21 protein-coding genes are annotated in these 15,629 nt (G+C 57.7%); 11 read left to right on the forward strand and 10 right to left on the reverse strand.

The window, feature by feature from the left end; all coding sequences use genetic code 11:
* The first annotated feature begins 46 nt into the window (after nucleotides 1-46).
* Nucleotides 47-646: a nucleoside triphosphate pyrophosphatase gene (locus SynROS8604_RS05240; RefSeq protein WP_186545824.1), complete on the forward strand. Its 600-nt coding sequence runs from the start codon at nucleotides 47-49 to the stop codon at nucleotides 644-646.
* 59 nt (nucleotides 647-705) lie between these two features.
* Complete coding sequence (locus SynROS8604_RS05245; RefSeq protein WP_186545398.1) at nucleotides 706-963, forward strand: hypothetical protein; 258 nt, start codon at nucleotides 706-708, stop codon at nucleotides 961-963.
* A 127-nt stretch (nucleotides 964-1,090) separates the two neighbouring features.
* Here the strand turns inward: SynROS8604_RS05245 and psbC are convergent, their stop codons facing one another.
* A complete protein-coding gene (gene psbC / locus SynROS8604_RS05250; RefSeq protein WP_115071677.1) occupies nucleotides 1,091-2,479 on the reverse strand; it encodes a photosystem II reaction center protein CP43 in 1,389 nt (462 codons plus the stop codon).
* Complete coding sequence (gene psbD / locus SynROS8604_RS05255) at nucleotides 2,463-3,518, reverse strand: photosystem II D2 protein (photosystem q(a) protein) (protein WP_006853965.1); 1,056 nt, start codon at nucleotides 3,516-3,518, stop codon at nucleotides 2,463-2,465. Before psbD ends, psbC begins: the two co-directional genes overlap by 17 nt.
* Nucleotides 3,519-3,738: 220 nt before the next feature.
* On the opposite strand from psbD, the gene SynROS8604_RS05260 reads away from it, so the two are divergent.
* Nucleotides 3,739-4,275 carry a photosystem I assembly protein Ycf4 gene (locus SynROS8604_RS05260; RefSeq protein WP_186545399.1) on the forward strand — a complete coding sequence of 179 codons (537 nt, stop codon included), beginning with the start codon at nucleotides 3,739-3,741 and terminating at the stop codon, nucleotides 4,273-4,275.
* 14 nt (nucleotides 4,276-4,289) lie between these two features.
* Complete coding sequence (locus tag SynROS8604_RS05265) at nucleotides 4,290-4,988, forward strand: peptidylprolyl isomerase (RefSeq protein ID WP_186545400.1); 699 nt, start codon at nucleotides 4,290-4,292, stop codon at nucleotides 4,986-4,988.
* A 9-nt stretch (nucleotides 4,989-4,997) separates the two neighbouring features.
* On the opposite strand, the gene ilvN is transcribed toward SynROS8604_RS05265, so the two are convergent.
* Together ilvN and SynROS8604_RS05275 are read right to left on the reverse strand one after the other, a co-directional pair.
* On the reverse strand, nucleotides 4,998-5,528 hold the full coding sequence (ilvN, locus tag SynROS8604_RS05270; protein ID WP_186545401.1) for an acetolactate synthase small subunit: 531 nt from the start codon (nucleotides 5,526-5,528) through the stop codon (nucleotides 4,998-5,000).
* Nucleotides 5,525-6,505: an alpha/beta fold hydrolase gene (locus SynROS8604_RS05275; RefSeq protein WP_186545402.1), complete on the reverse strand. Its 981-nt coding sequence runs from the start codon at nucleotides 6,503-6,505 to the stop codon at nucleotides 5,525-5,527. Before SynROS8604_RS05275 ends, ilvN begins: the two co-directional genes overlap by 4 nt.
* A 37-nt stretch (nucleotides 6,506-6,542) precedes the next feature.
* Here SynROS8604_RS05275 and SynROS8604_RS05280 point away from each other — a divergent pair, with 37 nt between their 5' ends.
* The 5 genes from SynROS8604_RS05280 (at nucleotide 6,543) to SynROS8604_RS05300 (ending at nucleotide 10,004) form a co-directional block, all read left to right on the forward strand.
* Nucleotides 6,543-7,724, forward strand: coding sequence for a N2,N2-dimethylguanosine tRNA methyltransferase (locus tag SynROS8604_RS05280; protein ID WP_186545403.1), 1,182 nt, complete (start codon nucleotides 6,543-6,545; stop codon nucleotides 7,722-7,724).
* A 27-nt stretch (nucleotides 7,725-7,751) separates the two neighbouring features.
* Nucleotides 7,752-7,850: a cytochrome b6-f complex subunit PetM gene (gene petM, locus SynROS8604_RS05285; RefSeq protein WP_006852199.1), complete on the forward strand. Its 99-nt coding sequence runs from the start codon at nucleotides 7,752-7,754 to the stop codon at nucleotides 7,848-7,850.
* A gap of 55 nt (nucleotides 7,851-7,905) precedes the next feature.
* Nucleotides 7,906-8,868, forward strand: coding sequence for an NAD(P)H-binding protein (locus tag SynROS8604_RS05290; protein ID WP_186545826.1), 963 nt, complete (start codon nucleotides 7,906-7,908; stop codon nucleotides 8,866-8,868).
* 72 nt (nucleotides 8,869-8,940) lie between these two features.
* The gene (locus SynROS8604_RS05295; RefSeq protein ID WP_186545404.1) at nucleotides 8,941-9,156 is read left to right on the forward strand and encodes a hypothetical protein; all 216 of its coding nucleotides are present in this window, start codon (nucleotides 8,941-8,943) and stop codon (nucleotides 9,154-9,156) included.
* Nucleotides 9,157-9,191: 35 nt separating this feature from the next.
* A complete protein-coding gene (locus SynROS8604_RS05300) occupies nucleotides 9,192-10,004 on the forward strand; it encodes a methyltransferase domain-containing protein (RefSeq protein WP_255445213.1) in 813 nt (270 codons plus the stop codon).
* Here the strand turns inward: SynROS8604_RS05300 and SynROS8604_RS05305 are convergent.
* The gene (locus tag SynROS8604_RS05305; protein ID WP_186545828.1) at nucleotides 9,979-10,590 is read right to left on the reverse strand and encodes a pseudouridine synthase; all 612 of its coding nucleotides are present in this window, start codon (nucleotides 10,588-10,590) and stop codon (nucleotides 9,979-9,981) included. The genes SynROS8604_RS05300 and SynROS8604_RS05305 overlap by 26 nt on opposite strands.
* A 2-nt stretch (nucleotides 10,591-10,592) precedes the next feature.
* Nucleotides 10,593-10,841 (reverse strand): Nif11-like leader peptide family natural product precursor, encoded by a 249-nt coding sequence (locus SynROS8604_RS05310; RefSeq protein ID WP_186545405.1) that lies wholly within the window; start codon nucleotides 10,839-10,841, stop codon nucleotides 10,593-10,595.
* A 229-nt stretch (nucleotides 10,842-11,070) separates the two neighbouring features.
* On the opposite strand from SynROS8604_RS05310, the gene infA reads away from it, so the two are divergent.
* Complete coding sequence (infA, locus tag SynROS8604_RS05315; protein ID WP_006041809.1) at nucleotides 11,071-11,340, forward strand: translation initiation factor IF-1; 270 nt, start codon at nucleotides 11,071-11,073, stop codon at nucleotides 11,338-11,340.
* 16 nt (nucleotides 11,341-11,356) lie between these two features.
* Here the strand turns inward: infA and trxB are convergent, their stop codons facing one another.
* The 3 genes from trxB to SynROS8604_RS05330 all read right to left on the reverse strand — a co-directional run bounded on the left by trxB (nucleotide 11,357) and on the right by SynROS8604_RS05330 (nucleotide 14,603).
* Entirely contained in the window at nucleotides 11,357-12,721 is a 1,365-nt protein-coding gene (trxB, locus tag SynROS8604_RS05320; RefSeq protein WP_186545406.1) for a thioredoxin-disulfide reductase, read from the reverse strand.
* Between the two features lie 127 nt (nucleotides 12,722-12,848).
* On the reverse strand, nucleotides 12,849-13,097 hold the full coding sequence (locus tag SynROS8604_RS05325) for a hypothetical protein (RefSeq protein ID WP_006852206.1): 249 nt from the start codon (nucleotides 13,095-13,097) through the stop codon (nucleotides 12,849-12,851).
* A 96-nt stretch (nucleotides 13,098-13,193) separates the two neighbouring features.
* Nucleotides 13,194-14,603 carry a DEAD/DEAH box helicase gene (locus SynROS8604_RS05330; protein WP_370586582.1) on the reverse strand — a complete coding sequence of 470 codons (1,410 nt, stop codon included), beginning with the start codon at nucleotides 14,601-14,603 and terminating at the stop codon, nucleotides 13,194-13,196.
* 148 nt (nucleotides 14,604-14,751) lie between these two features.
* Here SynROS8604_RS05330 and SynROS8604_RS05335 point away from each other — a divergent pair, with 148 nt between their 5' ends.
* Entirely contained in the window at nucleotides 14,752-14,928 is a 177-nt protein-coding gene (locus SynROS8604_RS05335; RefSeq protein WP_006852208.1) for a hypothetical protein, read from the forward strand.
* A 19-nt stretch (nucleotides 14,929-14,947) separates the two neighbouring features.
* On the opposite strand, the gene SynROS8604_RS05340 is transcribed toward SynROS8604_RS05335, so the two are convergent.
* Nucleotides 14,948-15,538, reverse strand: a complete 591-nt coding sequence (locus SynROS8604_RS05340; RefSeq protein WP_186545407.1) for an EF-1 guanine nucleotide exchange domain-containing protein — start codon at nucleotides 15,536-15,538, stop codon at nucleotides 14,948-14,950.
* Nucleotides 15,539-15,629 lie beyond the last annotated feature (91 nt).

Consider the following 15,629-nt stretch of genomic DNA (forward strand, 5'->3'; position numbering starts at 1 on the left):
GCGTGGCTGTGAACAGCGTCAAACTGATCGAGGTTGCTAGTTGGTTGTGTTGCTGTTGGCATCCGCGTCTCCAGCCAGACGCCGTCTGTTGGAGCAAGCGCAGATCCCCCATCAGGTGAGGGTGAGCGGCGTGGATGAGGATCAGATTCAGCATCCTGATCCAGCCCAGTTGGTGCAGCTATTGGCAGAGGCCAAGGCATTGGCTGTGCAGCGGACCCTTTCCCAGAGTGCTGTGCGCAATCCCTCGATCACGGCAGTGCTCGGTTGTGATTCGGTGCTTGCGTTTGAGGGCGAGGTGTTTGGTAAGCCTGTGGATACTGATGAGGCCGTCGAGCGCTGGCAACGGATGCGCGGGCGGTGGGCTGAGCTGCACACCGGGCACTGTTTATTGCCCCCATCGCTGGCTCGTTCAAGCAACGGTGCAGCGACTGAGCAGCGCACGTGTGTCACGACCCGTGTGCTGTTTGCCTATCTCACGGATGCGGAAGTGAAGGCGTACGTCGCTTCAGGAGAGCCTTTGCAGTGTGCTGGTGGTTTTGCGCTCGAAGGACGCGGTGGCTGCTGTGTGGAGCAACTCGATGGTTGTTATTCGAATGTGATCGGCCTGAGCTTGCCGCTGCTTCGACGCTGGCTGGCGCTCTCCTAATGCCGTTGGCAATTTTCTCTTATTATAGCTAAATCGAAGACAGCTCTTGCGTCGCAACCATGATGAACCGCCTGCTTTGCCGCTGTTTTTCACTGCTGATTGTCACGGCAGGAGTGCCGCCTGCATTTGCTTTTGAACCCCTTCAAAAATCCTTTGACGCAACGCCTCAAGATGCATCCAGTGAGCTCAGCGTTGAAGAGGTGAATTTCTCCTCTGAAGACTTGAGTCAGGCGGAATCGTTAACAGTGACTCCAGCGGCTTCAGGGGAAAAGGGCCGTGCCCCTAAAGGGGTTTCCCTGTTGGATGTTGGCTTCTGAGCTTGTCTTGAGGAGGGCCGTTCGTTGTGACGGCCAATGTTTGATCCACAATGCTTGTCAACAATGTTTGACCAATAAAAAAACCCTCACCTTGCGGCGAGGGTTGCGATAGGTGATCAATGAATGATCAGTCGAGGTCAGGCATGGCCAATGTGGGCTCGGCTTGACGATCGATTCCTTTTTCGAAACCAGCTGCAGCAGCGCGGGCGCGGCCTGCATGCCAGAGGTGACCAACAAGGAAGAAGAAGGCAAGGATGAACTGCGTCGCGGCGAGCCACTGACGGATGTTCACGAAGTTCACCGAGTTGGGTTCGGTGATGATGCCTCCAACAGAGTTGATCGACGCATTGGGAGCGTGGGTCATGTACTCAGCGGCGCGGCGAACCTGCCAAGGCTGAATATCATTCTGAAGCTTGTCGAGGCTTAGGCCGTTGGGTCCACGAAGGGGCTCCAACCAAGGACCGCGGAAGTCCCAGAAACGCATGGTTTCACCACCAAAGATGATCTCACCTGTTGGTGAACGCATCAGGTACTTACCAAGACCGGTTGGGCCCATGGCGGAACCGATGTTTGCTCCCATGCGTTGGTCACGCACAAGGAAGGTGAAACTTTGTGCCTGGGAGGATTCGGCGTTTGTTGGGCCGTAAAACTCCGAGGGGTAAGCGGTGTTGTTGAACCAGATGTAGGCCGAAGCGATGAAGCTCATGAAGCTCAAAGCGCCAAGGCTGTAGCTCAGGTATGCCTCACCATTCCAGATGAAAGCGCGACGCACCCAGCCGAAAGGCTTGGTGATGACATGCCAGATGCCACCGAAGATGCAGGTCAAACCGAGCCAGATGTGGCCACCGATGATGTCCTCCATGGAGTTCACACCGATGATCCAGCCTTCGCCACCGAAAGGTGCGCGGAACAGGTATCCGAAGATCACACCGGGATCAAGGGTGGGGTTCGTGATCAAACGAACGTCTCCACCGCCTGGGGCCCAGGTGTCATAAACACCACCAAAGAACATGGCCTTGAAGACCAGGAGCAGGCAGCCCACACCCAGAAGGATGAGGTGATAACCAATGATGTTGGTCATCTGGTTTTTGTCGCGCCAATCCTGGGAGAAGAAAGTGGAGTAGTTCTCCAGAATCTCTGGACCACGAAGGGCGTGATACAGGCCGCCGAGTCCAAGCACGGCGGAACTGATCAGGTGCAGAACACCAACAACAAAGAAGGGGTAGAGGTTGGTGACCTCACCGCCAGGACCAACGCCATAACCAAGGGTGGCCACGTGTGGGAACAGGATCAAGCCCTGCTCATACATCGGCTTATCAAAGGTGAAGTGACTCACCTCGAACAGCATCATGGCGCCAGCCCAGAACACCATCAGACCAGCGTGGGCCACGTGGGCACCGAGCAGTCGGCCAGACAGGTTGATGAGACGAGCATTACCGGCCCACCAGGCGAAGCCGGTGGAGTCGAGGTCTTTACCGCCAGTGGCGATAAGACCGGAATTAAAGGGCGTTTCCACGGGGCAGAACCTCTTCAGGGAAGACGAAGTTTTCGTGCGGCTGGTCAGCCGGTGCCATCCAGGCACGCAGACCTTCATTCAGAAGAATGTTCTTCGTGTAGAAGGTTTCAAATTCAGGATCCTCAGCAGCGCGGATTTCCTGTGACACGAAGTCATAGGCACGCAAGTTGAGTGCAAGGCCGATGATGCCAATGGAACTGGTCCACAGGCCCATCACTGGCACGAACAACATGAAGAAGTGCAGCCAACGCTTGTTGGAGAACGCAATTCCGAAGATTTGGCTCCAGAAACGGTTGGCGGTGACCATCGAATAGGTCTCTTCTTCCTGGGTGGGTTCAAACGCCTTAAAGGTGTTCGACTGTTCACCATCCTCAAAAAGGGTGTTTTCCACAGTCGCGCCGTGAATGGCGCAAAGCAGTGCACCGCCAAGAATGCCGGCCACTCCCATCATGTGGAATGGATTCAGGGTCCAGTTATGGAAGCCCTGGAGGAACAACAGGAAGCGGAAAATTGCAGCCACACCAAAGGAGGGCGCAAAGAACCAGCTGCTCTGCCCCAAGGGGTACATCAGGAAGACACTGACGAACACCGCAATCGGACCTGAGAAGGCGATGGCGTTGTAAGGACGAATGCCGACCAAACGAGCAATTTCGAACTGACGCAGCATGAAGCCGATCAGTGCGAAGGCGCCGTGGAGTGCGACGAAAGCCCAGAGGCCTCCAAGTTGACACCAGCGGACAAAATCACCCTGGGCTTCTGGGCCCCAGAGCAAGAGAAGGCTGTGACCCATCGCGTCAGCGGGGGTAGACACAGCAGCGGTGAGAAAGTTGCAACCCTCGAGGTACGACGACGCAATGCCGTGGGTGTACCAAGAAGTTACAAAGGTGGTTCCCGTTAACCAGCCACCAATGGAGAGGTAGGCCGTGGGAAGAAGGAGAATGCCGGACCAGCCGACAAAAACAAATCGGTCGCGTTTGAGCCAGTCATCGAGGACGTCGAACCATCCCCGCTGCGGCATGCGACCTGCAGCGATCGTCATGAGTTGAACGGTGCGGTTAACCCGCATGCATTGGGTTCATGGGGGACCTTAACAATCTTGTTGGGTGCTTCGGGGCTTAGATGGCTCAGCTGAAACCCGTTGTATCGGAATGCATCTTCTGGGTTTCTTTCGATTTGAGTCCTCGTTTCGTGGCAATGCTTTGTAGCGGGCTCAGCTGATTGGCTTTGCAGTCCAAAATGACCTCTGACTTTGGGCTTTGATGGCCGCTGATCTGCTCGAACAACCCGTCCTCGGCTCGCGCCGGCTTTCGAACATTCTCGTGGCCTTGATGGTCACGGTTGGCGGTATAGGTTTCCTGTTTGCCTCTCTCTCCAGCTATTTGGGTAGGGATCTCCTGCCCCTGGGCCATCCCGCCGGCTTGGTCTTTGTTCCTCAGGGTCTCGTCATGGGGTTGTACAGCCTCGCAGCAGCTCTGCTCGCCACGTATCTCTGGGCCGTGATCACGATCAATGTGGGCTCGGGTAGCAACCGTTTTGATCGCTCCGCGGGTGTGGTGACCATCTCGAGGCGTGGATTTCGTAAGCCGATCAGTGTTGAAATTCCCATCAAGGACATTCAGGCGGTGAAAGTTGAAGTGAGAGATGGCTTCAACACGCGTCGCCGGGTTTCGCTGCGGGTGCGTGGCAGACGGGACATGCCCCTCACCCGAGTAGGTGAACCCCTGCCTCTGGCCCAGTTGGAACAGGAGGGAGCTGAATTGGCACGTTTTTTAGGTGTGAATCTCGAAGGACTTTGATCTTTTTCTCTTTTATGAAGCGCTCAATGATGCGGACGCTCCTATCCCTTGCCGTCTGCTTGCCCCTTCTGGTGGGTTGCTCCCAGTCCACGACAACGTCGACGGCTTCCGTCCCTTCGGGCTGCAGCCAGGCCAGCAGTCCCTGTCTTCAAGGGAAGGCCAACGTGGAGCTCACAACCACCCGCGGGGTGGTCAAGCTTGAGCTCGATGGTGATGCGGCACCTGTGACGGCCGGCAATTTTGTGGACCTTGTCAAACGAGGTGTGTACGACGGCACCGTTTTCCACAGAGTGATTCGTGAGCCTGTGCCTTTTGTGGTTCAAGGTGGCGACCCTGCATCCAGCGACGCCAGCACCTTGAAGTCTCAATACGGCCAGGGAAGTTTTATCGATCCAGACAATGGTCAAGCCCGCTTCATCCCCCTTGAGCTGTCTTATCAAAATGAAGAGGAGCCCCGCTACAGCCGCCAGAGCACCAATCCCAGCGATCTGCAAAAGCTCACGTTGAGTCATGAGCGGGGAGCCCTTGCGATGGCTCGCTCCCAATCCCCGGATTCGGCCAGCGCTCAGTTTTATATCGCCTTAAAACCTCTGCCTGAGCTAGATGGCCGCTACGCCGTTTTCGGTCGTGTGACCGACGGCCTGGATGTTGTGGATGCGATCGAACAGGACGACAAGTTGCTCAAAGCAAAGCTGCTCACTCCAGGCCTTTGATTGCAGCCGTCAAGCAGGGACACGCGTTCCGCTGATGGCTGATTTCAGCAATTCGGTGTTCACTCCTGAAGCCCGTTCCAGGGCCACTTTCCCGGTTCGGGCGATTTCCAAGATCCCGTAGGGAGCCATCAGGCGTTCTAAGGCCACCAATTTGCCCGGATCTCCCACCACTTCCAGGGTGAGCGCGTCATCGGCCACATCCACCACCTTGGCGCGGAAGACCTGCACCAATTCAAGAATGCCGCTGCGTTGTTCTGCCGGTGCGGCAACCTTCATCAGCATCAGCTCTCTTTCCACTGCAGGGATTTGCGAGAGGTCGAGCACTTGGAGCACGTTCACGAGCTTGTCGAGCTGCTTGCTCATTTGCTGAAGGGTGTGCTCATCGCCTTCCACAACCATGGTGAGACGCGATTGCCCGTTCGTTTCAGCAGGACCCACCGCCAAGCTGTCGATGTTGAAGCCACGTCTGGCAAACAGGCCGGCGATGCGGCTTAGTGCGCCGGATTCGTCCTCCACCAGGACGGACAGGGTGTGCTTCATGCCCGTTGCTGTGCTTCCAGCGCGCTTGTTCTCTCTAAATTAATGTCCAGCCAGCGCAAAAGCTCTTGATGGAAGTGTTCGGGGCTTTCATCGTGGGGGCAATGGCCACTTCCGTCGAGCACGCAGAGCTTCAGCCAGGAATGCTGCCTTTGAAGGTTTTCGCCAATCAGCAAAGGCACGAATCGGTCTTGCCGTCCCCATAGCAACAGGAGGGGCAGGGGCCGATCCTGCTTGGCTAATCGCTCCAGCAACGCTGGTGCTGTGGCTCCCCGTGGACGCAAGGCCATGCCAACACTCATGGCGCGCAGGCTGCGTGCGGCGGTCCTGCGACGGGCTGGGTGGGCAATCAGCTGATGCAATTCTCGGTCGGAGCGAATGGAGCGTGAATAAGCCCCTTGGAGCCCCATGCGCAGCAGCGAGGTGCGGCTGATCAAGGGAACAAGAAGTTCGAGAGGGAGTAGGCGGCAGAGCAACGGCACCGCTGCATTCCGTAGCCTGCGACGGCGGGGTGACAGCCGATGTGGCAGCGGCTTGATCAGGGCGGGATCGGGCAGCGGCGCCGCAACCACTGCCGTTGTTAATTCAGGCCGAAAGGCCGCGGTGGTGAGTGCGGTGAGACCCCCCAAGGAATTGCCCACCAAAACAGCAGGTTTTTGAACCACCTGTTCCACAAAGGCTGCCAACTGCCGCGCCCAAAGACGGTTGTCCAAGCGGATCTGGGGATGAAGCCCCGGTTGTTCAGAGCGGCCGAAACCGATCAAATCAAGTCCATAAACCCGATATCCAGCCCTCGAGAGCGGGGCGGCGTTGTGCCGCCAATGGCTGCTGCTGGCACCAAACCCATGCAGCAGAACCATCGCCGGGGCTTCGGGCTCTCCGAGCACGCGCCAGTGACAGCGGTAGCTCTTCCAGGCCCAAATAGCGCTTTCGCCCCATTCGGCACCGTTGGAGGCAGGCTGGAGAGCGGTTGCGTGCACACGCCTGACGGAGTTGAACGCTCACTATCGCGAAGGGATGGCCACATTGCGGCCCGGGAGTGGTTTCTTTCGCCCCGACTCCAGACCGGCGAGAGATCTCTCCGTGTTGTTAGCCGCTTCCACCTTGGAGGGCGCCTCCAGAGAACGTCCCCTGCGCTGGCTTGACCTCATGGCTGGCTGCGGGATCCGTTCGTTGCGCTGGGCACTGGAGGCGCGAGGAGCGTCTCATCAGCCTGTGGAGCTTTGGGTGAATGACGCCGATCAAGAGCGTGGGCCGCTGCTGACTGCCAATCTCGAACCGTTGCATGCCTGCGACGGGGTTGTGCTCAACCAGATCCATCAGCCGGCGGAGCGGCTGTTGCGTGAGGCCTATTTGGAGCACCGCTTCTTCGATCTGATCGATATCGATCCGTTTGGCTGCCCGAATGTTTTGCTCCAGTCCACGCTCCAGGCCATGCGGTTTGGAGGCGTGCTGTTGCTTGCGAGCACCGACGGTCGCTCTCCGACGGGGCATGACCGGTTTGCCGCTGTGCGTCGGTTTGGTGCCGCGGCTCGTGCTCACCCATCGAGCTGGGAGCTGGCGCTGCGTCTGCAACTGGCTGCTGTCGCCCGTGAGGCTTGGCTGCTGGGACGGGGCCTCGAACCTTTGTTCAGCTACAGCGATGGCCGCACCTTCCGTGTGGCGGTGCGCATGCGCCAGCGCATCCGTTCCGGTGAGGAGCAGCAGCTGGGCTTCGTCGCCCGTTGTGAGCGCTGCGGGGATCAAGCGGTGCAAGCGATGTTGGACCTCCAGGGGTGGAGGCCCTGCGCCTGTACGGATGGCTGCGGACGCTGGGCGGTGAGTGGTCCGCTCTGGATCGGTCCACTCCAGAATGTTTCCGCGATCAACGGGCTGTTGGAGATCAGTGACCGCTTGGACGCAGGCTTCAATGCAGGGTTGAGCGAGGGGCAAGACCAGACCCTTGCTCCTCGCAGCAGGCGGATGTTGGAGGGACTGTTGGCGGATCCCGGTCAACCGGCCTGTTGCTGGTCAACGGCTGAATTGTCTCGACGGTTTCAGCTCAAAGGTCCGCCGGCGATCGAGCCCTTGGTTGCCGCTCTTCGGGCCTCCGGGTATGGCGCCTGCGTGAGTGGAGTGATGGCTGGGCAGGTGCGAACCAATGCGCCTCTCGGCATCTTGTTACGACGATGCGCCGAATTCGGCGGGAAAGATCGTTAAATGGATGTTGATTGTGAATCCCGTTTCATGGCTTCGGAAATTTTCGGAATTGCTGTCGTGTTCTGGGTGTTGATTCCCGTGGGCCTCGCTGGTGGCGCCCTGCTTTTGAAACTTCAAGGCGACTGAAGGGCGCGGCAAGCCTTTGAGCCCTTTAGGCTCCTCGCTTGCAATGACTGACCCGATGCAAGTTCTGGTGGTTGGTGGGACAGGAACGCTTGGTCGTCAAATCGCAAAACAAGCGATTGATGCTGGCCACAAAGTGCGTTGCGTAGTGCGCTCACCTCGAAAGGCGGCCTTCCTACAGGAGTGGGGGTGCGAGCTCACGCGAGGTGATCTTCTCGAGCCAGCCAGCCTCGATTACGCCCTCGATGGCATGGATGCGGTGATCGACGCTGCCACCAGTAGGCCAACGGATCCAAACAGCATTTATGTCACCGATTGGGAAGGCAAGCTCAATCTGCTCAGGGCTTGTGAAAAAGCCGACGTAAAGCGGTTTGTGTTCCTCTCCCTCTTGGGTGCGTCAAAGCATCGCAATGTCCCTTTGATGGATATCAAGCACTGCACCGAAACACTGCTGGAGGAGTCAGACCTTGACTACACAATCCTGCAGGGAGCAGCGTTTATGCAGGGTGTGATCAGTCAGTTCGCCATTCCAATTTTGGAAAGCCAAACGGTCTGGGTGAGTGGAAGTCCCACTCCGATTGCCTACATGAACACGCAAGACATGGCTCGTTTTGCGGTAGCGGCCGTGGATCATCCAGAAACCATTCGCTGTTCCTATCCGGTGGTAGGCCCTAAAGCCTGGAACACCGGAGAGGTGATTCAACTCTGTGAGCTGGCGAGCTCAAGGTCAGCAAGGGTGTTTCGCGTTCCTGGGGCCTTGCTCAATCTGATGCAAAGCATTTGTTCGTTCTTTGAACCAGCCGTGAACGTGGCAGAGCGCCTTGCCTTCGCGGAAGTGACCGGTGGTGGTGGCTCCCTTGATGCCCCCATGGAGGCCAGTTATCGCGCCTTTGGCCTTGATCCCAACGAAACCACCCAGATGGAGGCCTATATCCGTGAGTACTACGACACGATTTTGAAGCGCCTCAGGGATATGGAGGCCGATCTGGACAAGGACGCCAAGAAAAAGCTGCCCTTCTAGGCGCCTAAGGTTAAAACATAGTGCGCTTGTACTAATTACCCTCTAGGATCGAGTCGTTTTTGGAGCGTTGTCATGTCTGTCGCCCAGGTTAAAAATCTTCAGCGACGGCTCGACAATCTTGCTCGAGAAGCGGAAACGGAGCTCAACCGTGCCTGTGGCCATGAGCTTTGGCAAAGCGTTGGCTTCGACGCATTTGATGGCATTGAAGATATCGATCGCCGCGCCAGCGCCAATTACTACTACGGGCAATGGCAAACCGTTCGTGAGCTCCAGGATGCTCTGAGCTAGGGGCTCTGCCTCTTTCGGGCTCAGTCCTGTCCAGAATGGGGAGCACGTACGCCCCGTTGCCGATGTCGTCTTGTTGCGGCCCCACTCCGTCTTCTCTGGATCAGACCCAGGCGGTCGAGGACCGTTACGGTGCTGCCGCAGCGGAACAGGAGGCCTGCCTTTGCACGCCAGTGGCGTTCGATCCCTCCTTGCTGAAGCCCATCCCCCAGGAGGTGGTGGAGAGGGATTACGGCTGCGGGGACCCCACCCGTTGGGTGCGGTCTGGAGATGCTGTGTTGGATCTCGGCAGTGGAAGCGGCAAGAATGCCTTTATCTGTTCGCAGGTGGTTGGGCCGACAGGCCGCGTGATTGGTGTGGACCGAAATGCGGACATGTTGGCCCTCTCGCGTTCTGCTGCACCCGTGGTGGCAGAGCGGATTGGCTACGCCAATGTTTGCTTTCTCGAGGGTGCCATTGAGGCGCTGGATGCCACCAATGCTCAGGGAGACCCCCTGGTCGCTGATTCCAGCGTGGATGTGGTGCTCAGTAATTGCGTGCTGAATCTGGTGAATCCCTCGGCACGCGAGCTGTTGTTGCAGAACATTCGGCGCGTGTTGCGCCCTGCCGGCCGCGTTGCGATCAGCGACATCGTTTGTGATCGCCCGGTGCCGATGGCTCTTCAGCAGGACGCCGAGCTTTGGAGTGGCTGCATCAGCGGGGCCTGGTTGGAGGAGGCGTTTCTGGAGGATTTCCGAGCGCTAGGGCTTGAGCAGGTGCAATACGCAGAGCGTTCTGAGACGCCCTGGAGGGTTGTTGAGGGAATCGAATTTCGCGCGGTCACGCTCACCGGTTCGTTGCCGGGCGGCTAAGCAGTCGCTGTAGGCGATGATCTTCTGTGCGTGTGACCTCGCGCCACTTCCCAGGATCGAGGCCTTCGAGGCTCAAGTGTTTGTCCCCATCCATCAAGTCGATGGAGTGACGAATCAACCGCAGTGTGGGGAGGCCCACGGCTGCGGTCATCCGCCTGACTTGGCGGTTGCGTCCTTCGCGGAGTTCAAGACAAATCCAGCAGGTTGGAATCGAGCGGCGTTCGCGAATCGGCGGCTGGCGATCGCCGATTGTCTGTGTCTCGTTCTCCGCCAGCAGCCTTGCTGTGGCAGGACGGGTCAGGCGCCCTTGAATCATCACTCCTCGCTGGAGTTGATCCAGCTGGCGATCGGTAGCGCAACCCTCCACCTGAACCCAATACTGTCGCCAATGGCCGAAGCGAGGATCGGTAAGCCGTTGCTGCAGCCGACCGTTATCGGTGAGCAGCAACAGGCCTTCGCTGTCGGCATCGAGGCGCCCAGCAGCGTAAATATTGGGAATGGGGACCCATTCAGCGAGACATCCCCAGCGGCTTTGAGGTTCAGGTGTGAACTGACTTAGAACCCCGTAGGGCTTGTGGAGCAGCAGGGTCAGTTGTGCGCTCCAAAGCAGAGCAGAAGGGCTTCACCCCAGCTGGAGGCGTTGTTGAGATGGTCGTCATGAAGGTGCTTGGTCTTCTCTGCTTGCAACTTCATCAGGGTGGCTTGGTTGAAAACGTGCCCTTTTTCGGAGGCAAGATTCACAACGTGGGCCGGGGAGGGTGCCTGGCGAACCTGTTCCCGCAGCTGAGAATCAGATTGAACCAGGGATGTGAACGCAATCAGAGCTGATTCAGACACAGAAGCACTGCAGAAGTTGTCAACAAGCTAATTCGCATTTTGACGGTTACGCCAGAGATTCACAGCGCCGATAGAAATAAGCAACAGGCCCAGGTCGAGAGAAAGCGGGGGGAGCATCAAAGGGCTGTTAGTAGGGGCGTCGACCCTAAAGAGAGTGACGGGGCAATGGTGGAAATGCGTTGGAGGTGGCCTTCTAAACTTGTGTCAATGACGACGTTGACCTTGGCGCATGATTGAGACCTCGGGTGTGATCGAAAAAGAGCAGGGGAACGGGTTTTACCTCGTAACCCTGGAGCAGCCCGCTGGTCACCAGTGCCTGTGCCGTGCCGCCGGAAAACTCACGAAATTCCGTATCAAACTGCTCGCCGGCGACAAAGTTTTGGTGGAAATCAGTCCCTATGACCTGACCCGTGGTCGGATTACCTACCGCGAGCGCAACGCCGGCGCACCGGGTGGACGCCCAGGCGGTAATCGTCCTGGTGGTCCACGCCGCCGATAACGCATCGGTTTTTGGCTTATTGGCCCTTGAGAAGGGCCTCGATCGCCCCCTTGAATTCACTGCGCTGTTTCACCCCGCGCCATTGCTGCTGGAGAGACTTGTCAAAAAACAGTTGGACCGTTGGGGTGCCGTTAACGCCTGCCTGTTCGGCAATCTCCTGATCGGCTTCGATGTCAATTTCAACGCCTTGAGCCTGTCCATTCAGCTCTGACAACACCCGTTTGAGTTGCGGCTTCAGCACATGACAGGGGCCGCAGCTTGGGGAGCTGTAGATCACGAGCAGGGGCTTGTTGCTGTCGTGATAGAGCTTGCGCAGCGCATAACTGCCTTTTTGCCATTCAGCGCCGGCGTCATAGGTGGCTTCTGTTGTTGCTTCGATGGCTTGCGGTGCCGTGGCTTTTTGCGGTTCCACTTGCTCACGACGAACAAGGGTGGCCAAGTCGTGGTGGCTTAACCAGCGCTCTGCGGCGAGCGCCGCTTGGCAACCACTGCCTGCAGCCGTAATCCCTTGGCGCCATTCCGCATCAGCGACGTCACCCGCTGCAAATACCCCCTCGAGGGAGGTCTCGGGTCTGCCGGGTTGGGTGACGAGATAGCCGCGGGGATCGCAATCCAGTTGGCCTTTCAAGAGCTCGGTATTGGGCGTGTGACCGATGGCATAAAACATGCCACGTACAGCCAGTGTTTCTTCCTGGCCGCTGTCTCGATTGCGGAGGCGGAGGCCGTTCATCCAGTCCGTTCCTTCCACATCCACCACCTCGGTGTTCCAATGCACCGTGATTTGGGGATTGGCTTGAACGCGATCAGCCATGGCGGCGCTAGCCCGTAAGCGCTCCGAACGCACCAAGAGGTGCACATGACTGCCGTATTTGGTGAGATAGACCGCTTCCTCGCAAGCCGAATCTCCACCGCCAACCACCGCCAACTCTTCATTGCGGAACTGGGGAGTTGCGCCATCGCAAATAGCGCAGGCACTGATTCCCTGGCTCCAGAAGCGATCTTCGCTGGGCAAGCCCAGGCGGTTGGCACTCGCGCCAGTGGCGATGATGATCGATTGGGTTTGGATCGTCTCGCCGTCCGCCTGAATGGTGTAAGGACGTTGGCTCAGGTCGATGACGTCAGCATCGGCTTCGAGCAGGTGAGTGCCCCAGCGCTCCGCTTGCGCCTTCATGAGATCCATCAGATCGGGGCCAAGGACCCCATCAGGAAAGCCTGGGAAATTTTCAACATGGGTGGTGGTCATCAGTTGACCGCCGGGGATGCCTCCGCGCTGAAACCCAGTGACGAGCAGCGGATTGAGGTTGGCTCTTGCCGCGTAAATGGCTGCCGTATACCCAGCCGGGCCGGATCCAACAATCACTAAATTCTCGCTCACGCCCATGGCTTATGCGTATTGAGTATGAGTTGAATCTAAACGGAACGTCTTGGCGATCGCTCCGTTTTTATTGCGAAGCGCCGTGAAATTTCCGGAAAAAGATGTGTCGCAAGAGCAAGATTTAATAATTTATTCAGATTTCGACAGAGTCTTCCGCCCCTTCTTCGAGGTCAAGACCTTTTTGGTTCTTTGAAATTTTCCCCACGCTCAGCACAGATTCAGCGAACAGTTCCGGACTTTCCCCGATACATGTGATCCATTCCCTGAATTCTTGGGTCAGGGCGTAGCTGTCCTCATAGCGCTCAGCGCTGTCCAGAGCATTGATTCTGGTTGTTGCCCAGCAGGTGGCAACACTGACTCGTCGTTCAAGTGCTGCGTCCATGACTGACTCCCAGATAGAGACCACACTGCCTGTTGGAGAGCCAACATCGTGTGTGATTTCGCACAACGTCGCATTTTTTTTTCTACAGAGAAGTTTTCATTGATGCAAAAAATTGGGTAATTCGGGGGTTCTGAGTCGAATGACGGCACCGGCGCCATCGTTAACGGCCTCCAAGGGCAGGCTTGGACCTCTCCATGCACCGGACTGCAGCGGGTCATCGGCATCCACCTCCTGCGGTTGCGCTTGAATTCGATAGGGCTCTGAGAGGGACCAACTGCGTGCGTAGCTCATCAGCAAGGGGTCTGCTGGAGCAAAGACATACGAAGGGTCTCTCGGCACCGTTTCTGTCGCCGCCCTGTTGTTGCACATCCGAACGGCGCGGGTGATGCCCTGCACGAAGCGACTGCGGGTCACGACCGTAGTGAGATAGGCGACAACACGCAACCTGGGGGCGTCGAAGCCTTCGGCGCACATGTCGATGCTCACAAGCCAGTCGGCACCACCCTCTTGAAAGCTGCTGAGTCGTTCAGCAGCCTCTGGATCCTGCGAGTGCACGAGATCGACCCGATCGCCCTGTTCCCTCAGCAGGGAGCTGATCGATCGAGCGTGAGCAATGTCTTTGGCAATGACAAGACCGCCAGCGTTCGGGTGATGTTCACGCACCTGCTCGAGCTTCCGCCTGGCCCTGATCAAGAGTTGCTGCGCAATGCTGCTGCTATCGGAAAGATGGATTGCCCGGCGCAAATTGCGTGCTCTCCAACTTTCACGCACCTCTTCAGAGAGTGGCGACACATCGCGATCAGGCTTCCCTGCACGGCTGTGCTCCACCCAACCGTCTTGGAAGCGAAATTCCAGTGGTCGCACATCGCCCGCGGCAATGAGCTCTCGGGGTTCAACGCAGAGGTCAGGGCTGATTTGTTCCACCAGCTGACCGCCTTCTTGGATCCGGATCCGTCTCGCGGCACAAAAGGCGAGATTGTCGGTTCGAAACGGTGTGCCGGTGAGTCCCAGCCTCAGTCGAGCCTGACTGCTGAGTTCTAAAAAGGTGCGTCCCCAAACGGGACCATCTGGCTCGTCAGGGTCGACGCCAAGGTGATGCGCTTCGTCCGCAATCGCTAAAAGTTGATCACCAGCCCATGGCTCGAGCGCCCGTTTGAGCCCTTCGATCTGACTGGCTGCCCCTTGGTAGGTAACGAGCCAGCCATCGGCGTTTTGGACGGCTTGGCTTTGGATATGGGGGCTGGCTTCATTCCAGGGCTCGAGGCGTAGCCCTAGCCGTTCCGCTGATGAACGCCATTGGCTGAGGATCGATGTGCGGTGACACATCACCAAAAAGCACTTCAGTTTTCCCTCTTGCTGCATGGCTTGGAATCCGAGCAAGGCCCCCAGGGTCTTGCCCGCACCAGGTCCCGCATGGATCAGGACATCGCGCCCGTGGCTTGCTTCCGGATCCAGTCGTCTGCGGAGCAGCTGAACGAGTTGCTGTTGCCACTGACGGGGTTGGATCCTGCTGCGCGAGCCGTCTCCTGGGAGCTGAAACGAAGGACGTGCGATCGGTCAGCCGCAAAAGTTAGGTCTTTCTAACCATTCCATCCGTTGATGCCACCCTTAGCTTCCAGCCAACAGCTCTTGGGGTTTCCGGCCCCCTGCCGCCATGGCCAAAAGCCGTCCTCGTTACCGATCCAATCCTGATCAGCGCCAACAGCTTGAACATTGTTGGCCGCTGGAATGCGACATCGATCCCTTGATCCTGCGCCTGCGTTGGTTGCAGCACCAGAGGCAATGGCCCCTGGTGCAGGCGGTTGAGCAGGAGCTCCTTCCGTTGTTCTGACCCGCCTCGATCCCCTTAATTAAAGAGATTCGCTGTGGTTGTAGAGCAAGCGCTCTACTTCCATTAATCCTGCTTCTGCAGCGGTTTGGGCCCGTTGCTGATCGCCGCCAGCGGCATTGGTGAGCTGGGCGACCACCCGCTCCACCATGGCTGTCTTTTGGTCTTTGATCATGGCCAGAATTTCGCCTTCGATCAGCTGACGCACGGCGTTGCTGCGCAAATGATCATCGGAGGCTTCGTCAAAGGTTCCCTGGACGAGTTCTTGAATAAATAGACGGTGCACTTCACTGCTGCGCAGGAAGCTTTCGGTGGCGTTGATCATTCCATCCACCAGGGTCCGATCCGGCTCGGCCTCTGTGTCGGACTGTTTGTCTTGCAATTTGAATTCCCAATCCAGGTGGCGTCGTTGCCAGCCCGCTGCGTGCAAGCTGGGCATCACCGATTGAGAGAACGTGTCCACGGACATTTCGTAGATCCGTTCCGCGAGGCGTTCACACCATTCCCGGCCGTGTTCGGCAAGAAGTTCTTCCATGGTGTGGCGATTCACTGCATGCCCGCCGTGATGGCTGTGGCAAACGCCATCGGGACATTCGATTGCGGAGAGACCCATGTGCTTATAGACAGAATCCTCTGATTAGCCACAGCTCCTTCCTTAAGTCAGCTTCTACAGAAAAGATCCGTTTCGGGAGCCACGACCTCGT

Origin of the sequence: Synechococcus sp. ROS8604 (assembly GCF_014279655.1) — a bacterium.
Lineage (GTDB): Bacteria > Cyanobacteriota > Cyanobacteriia > PCC-6307 > Cyanobiaceae > Synechococcus_C.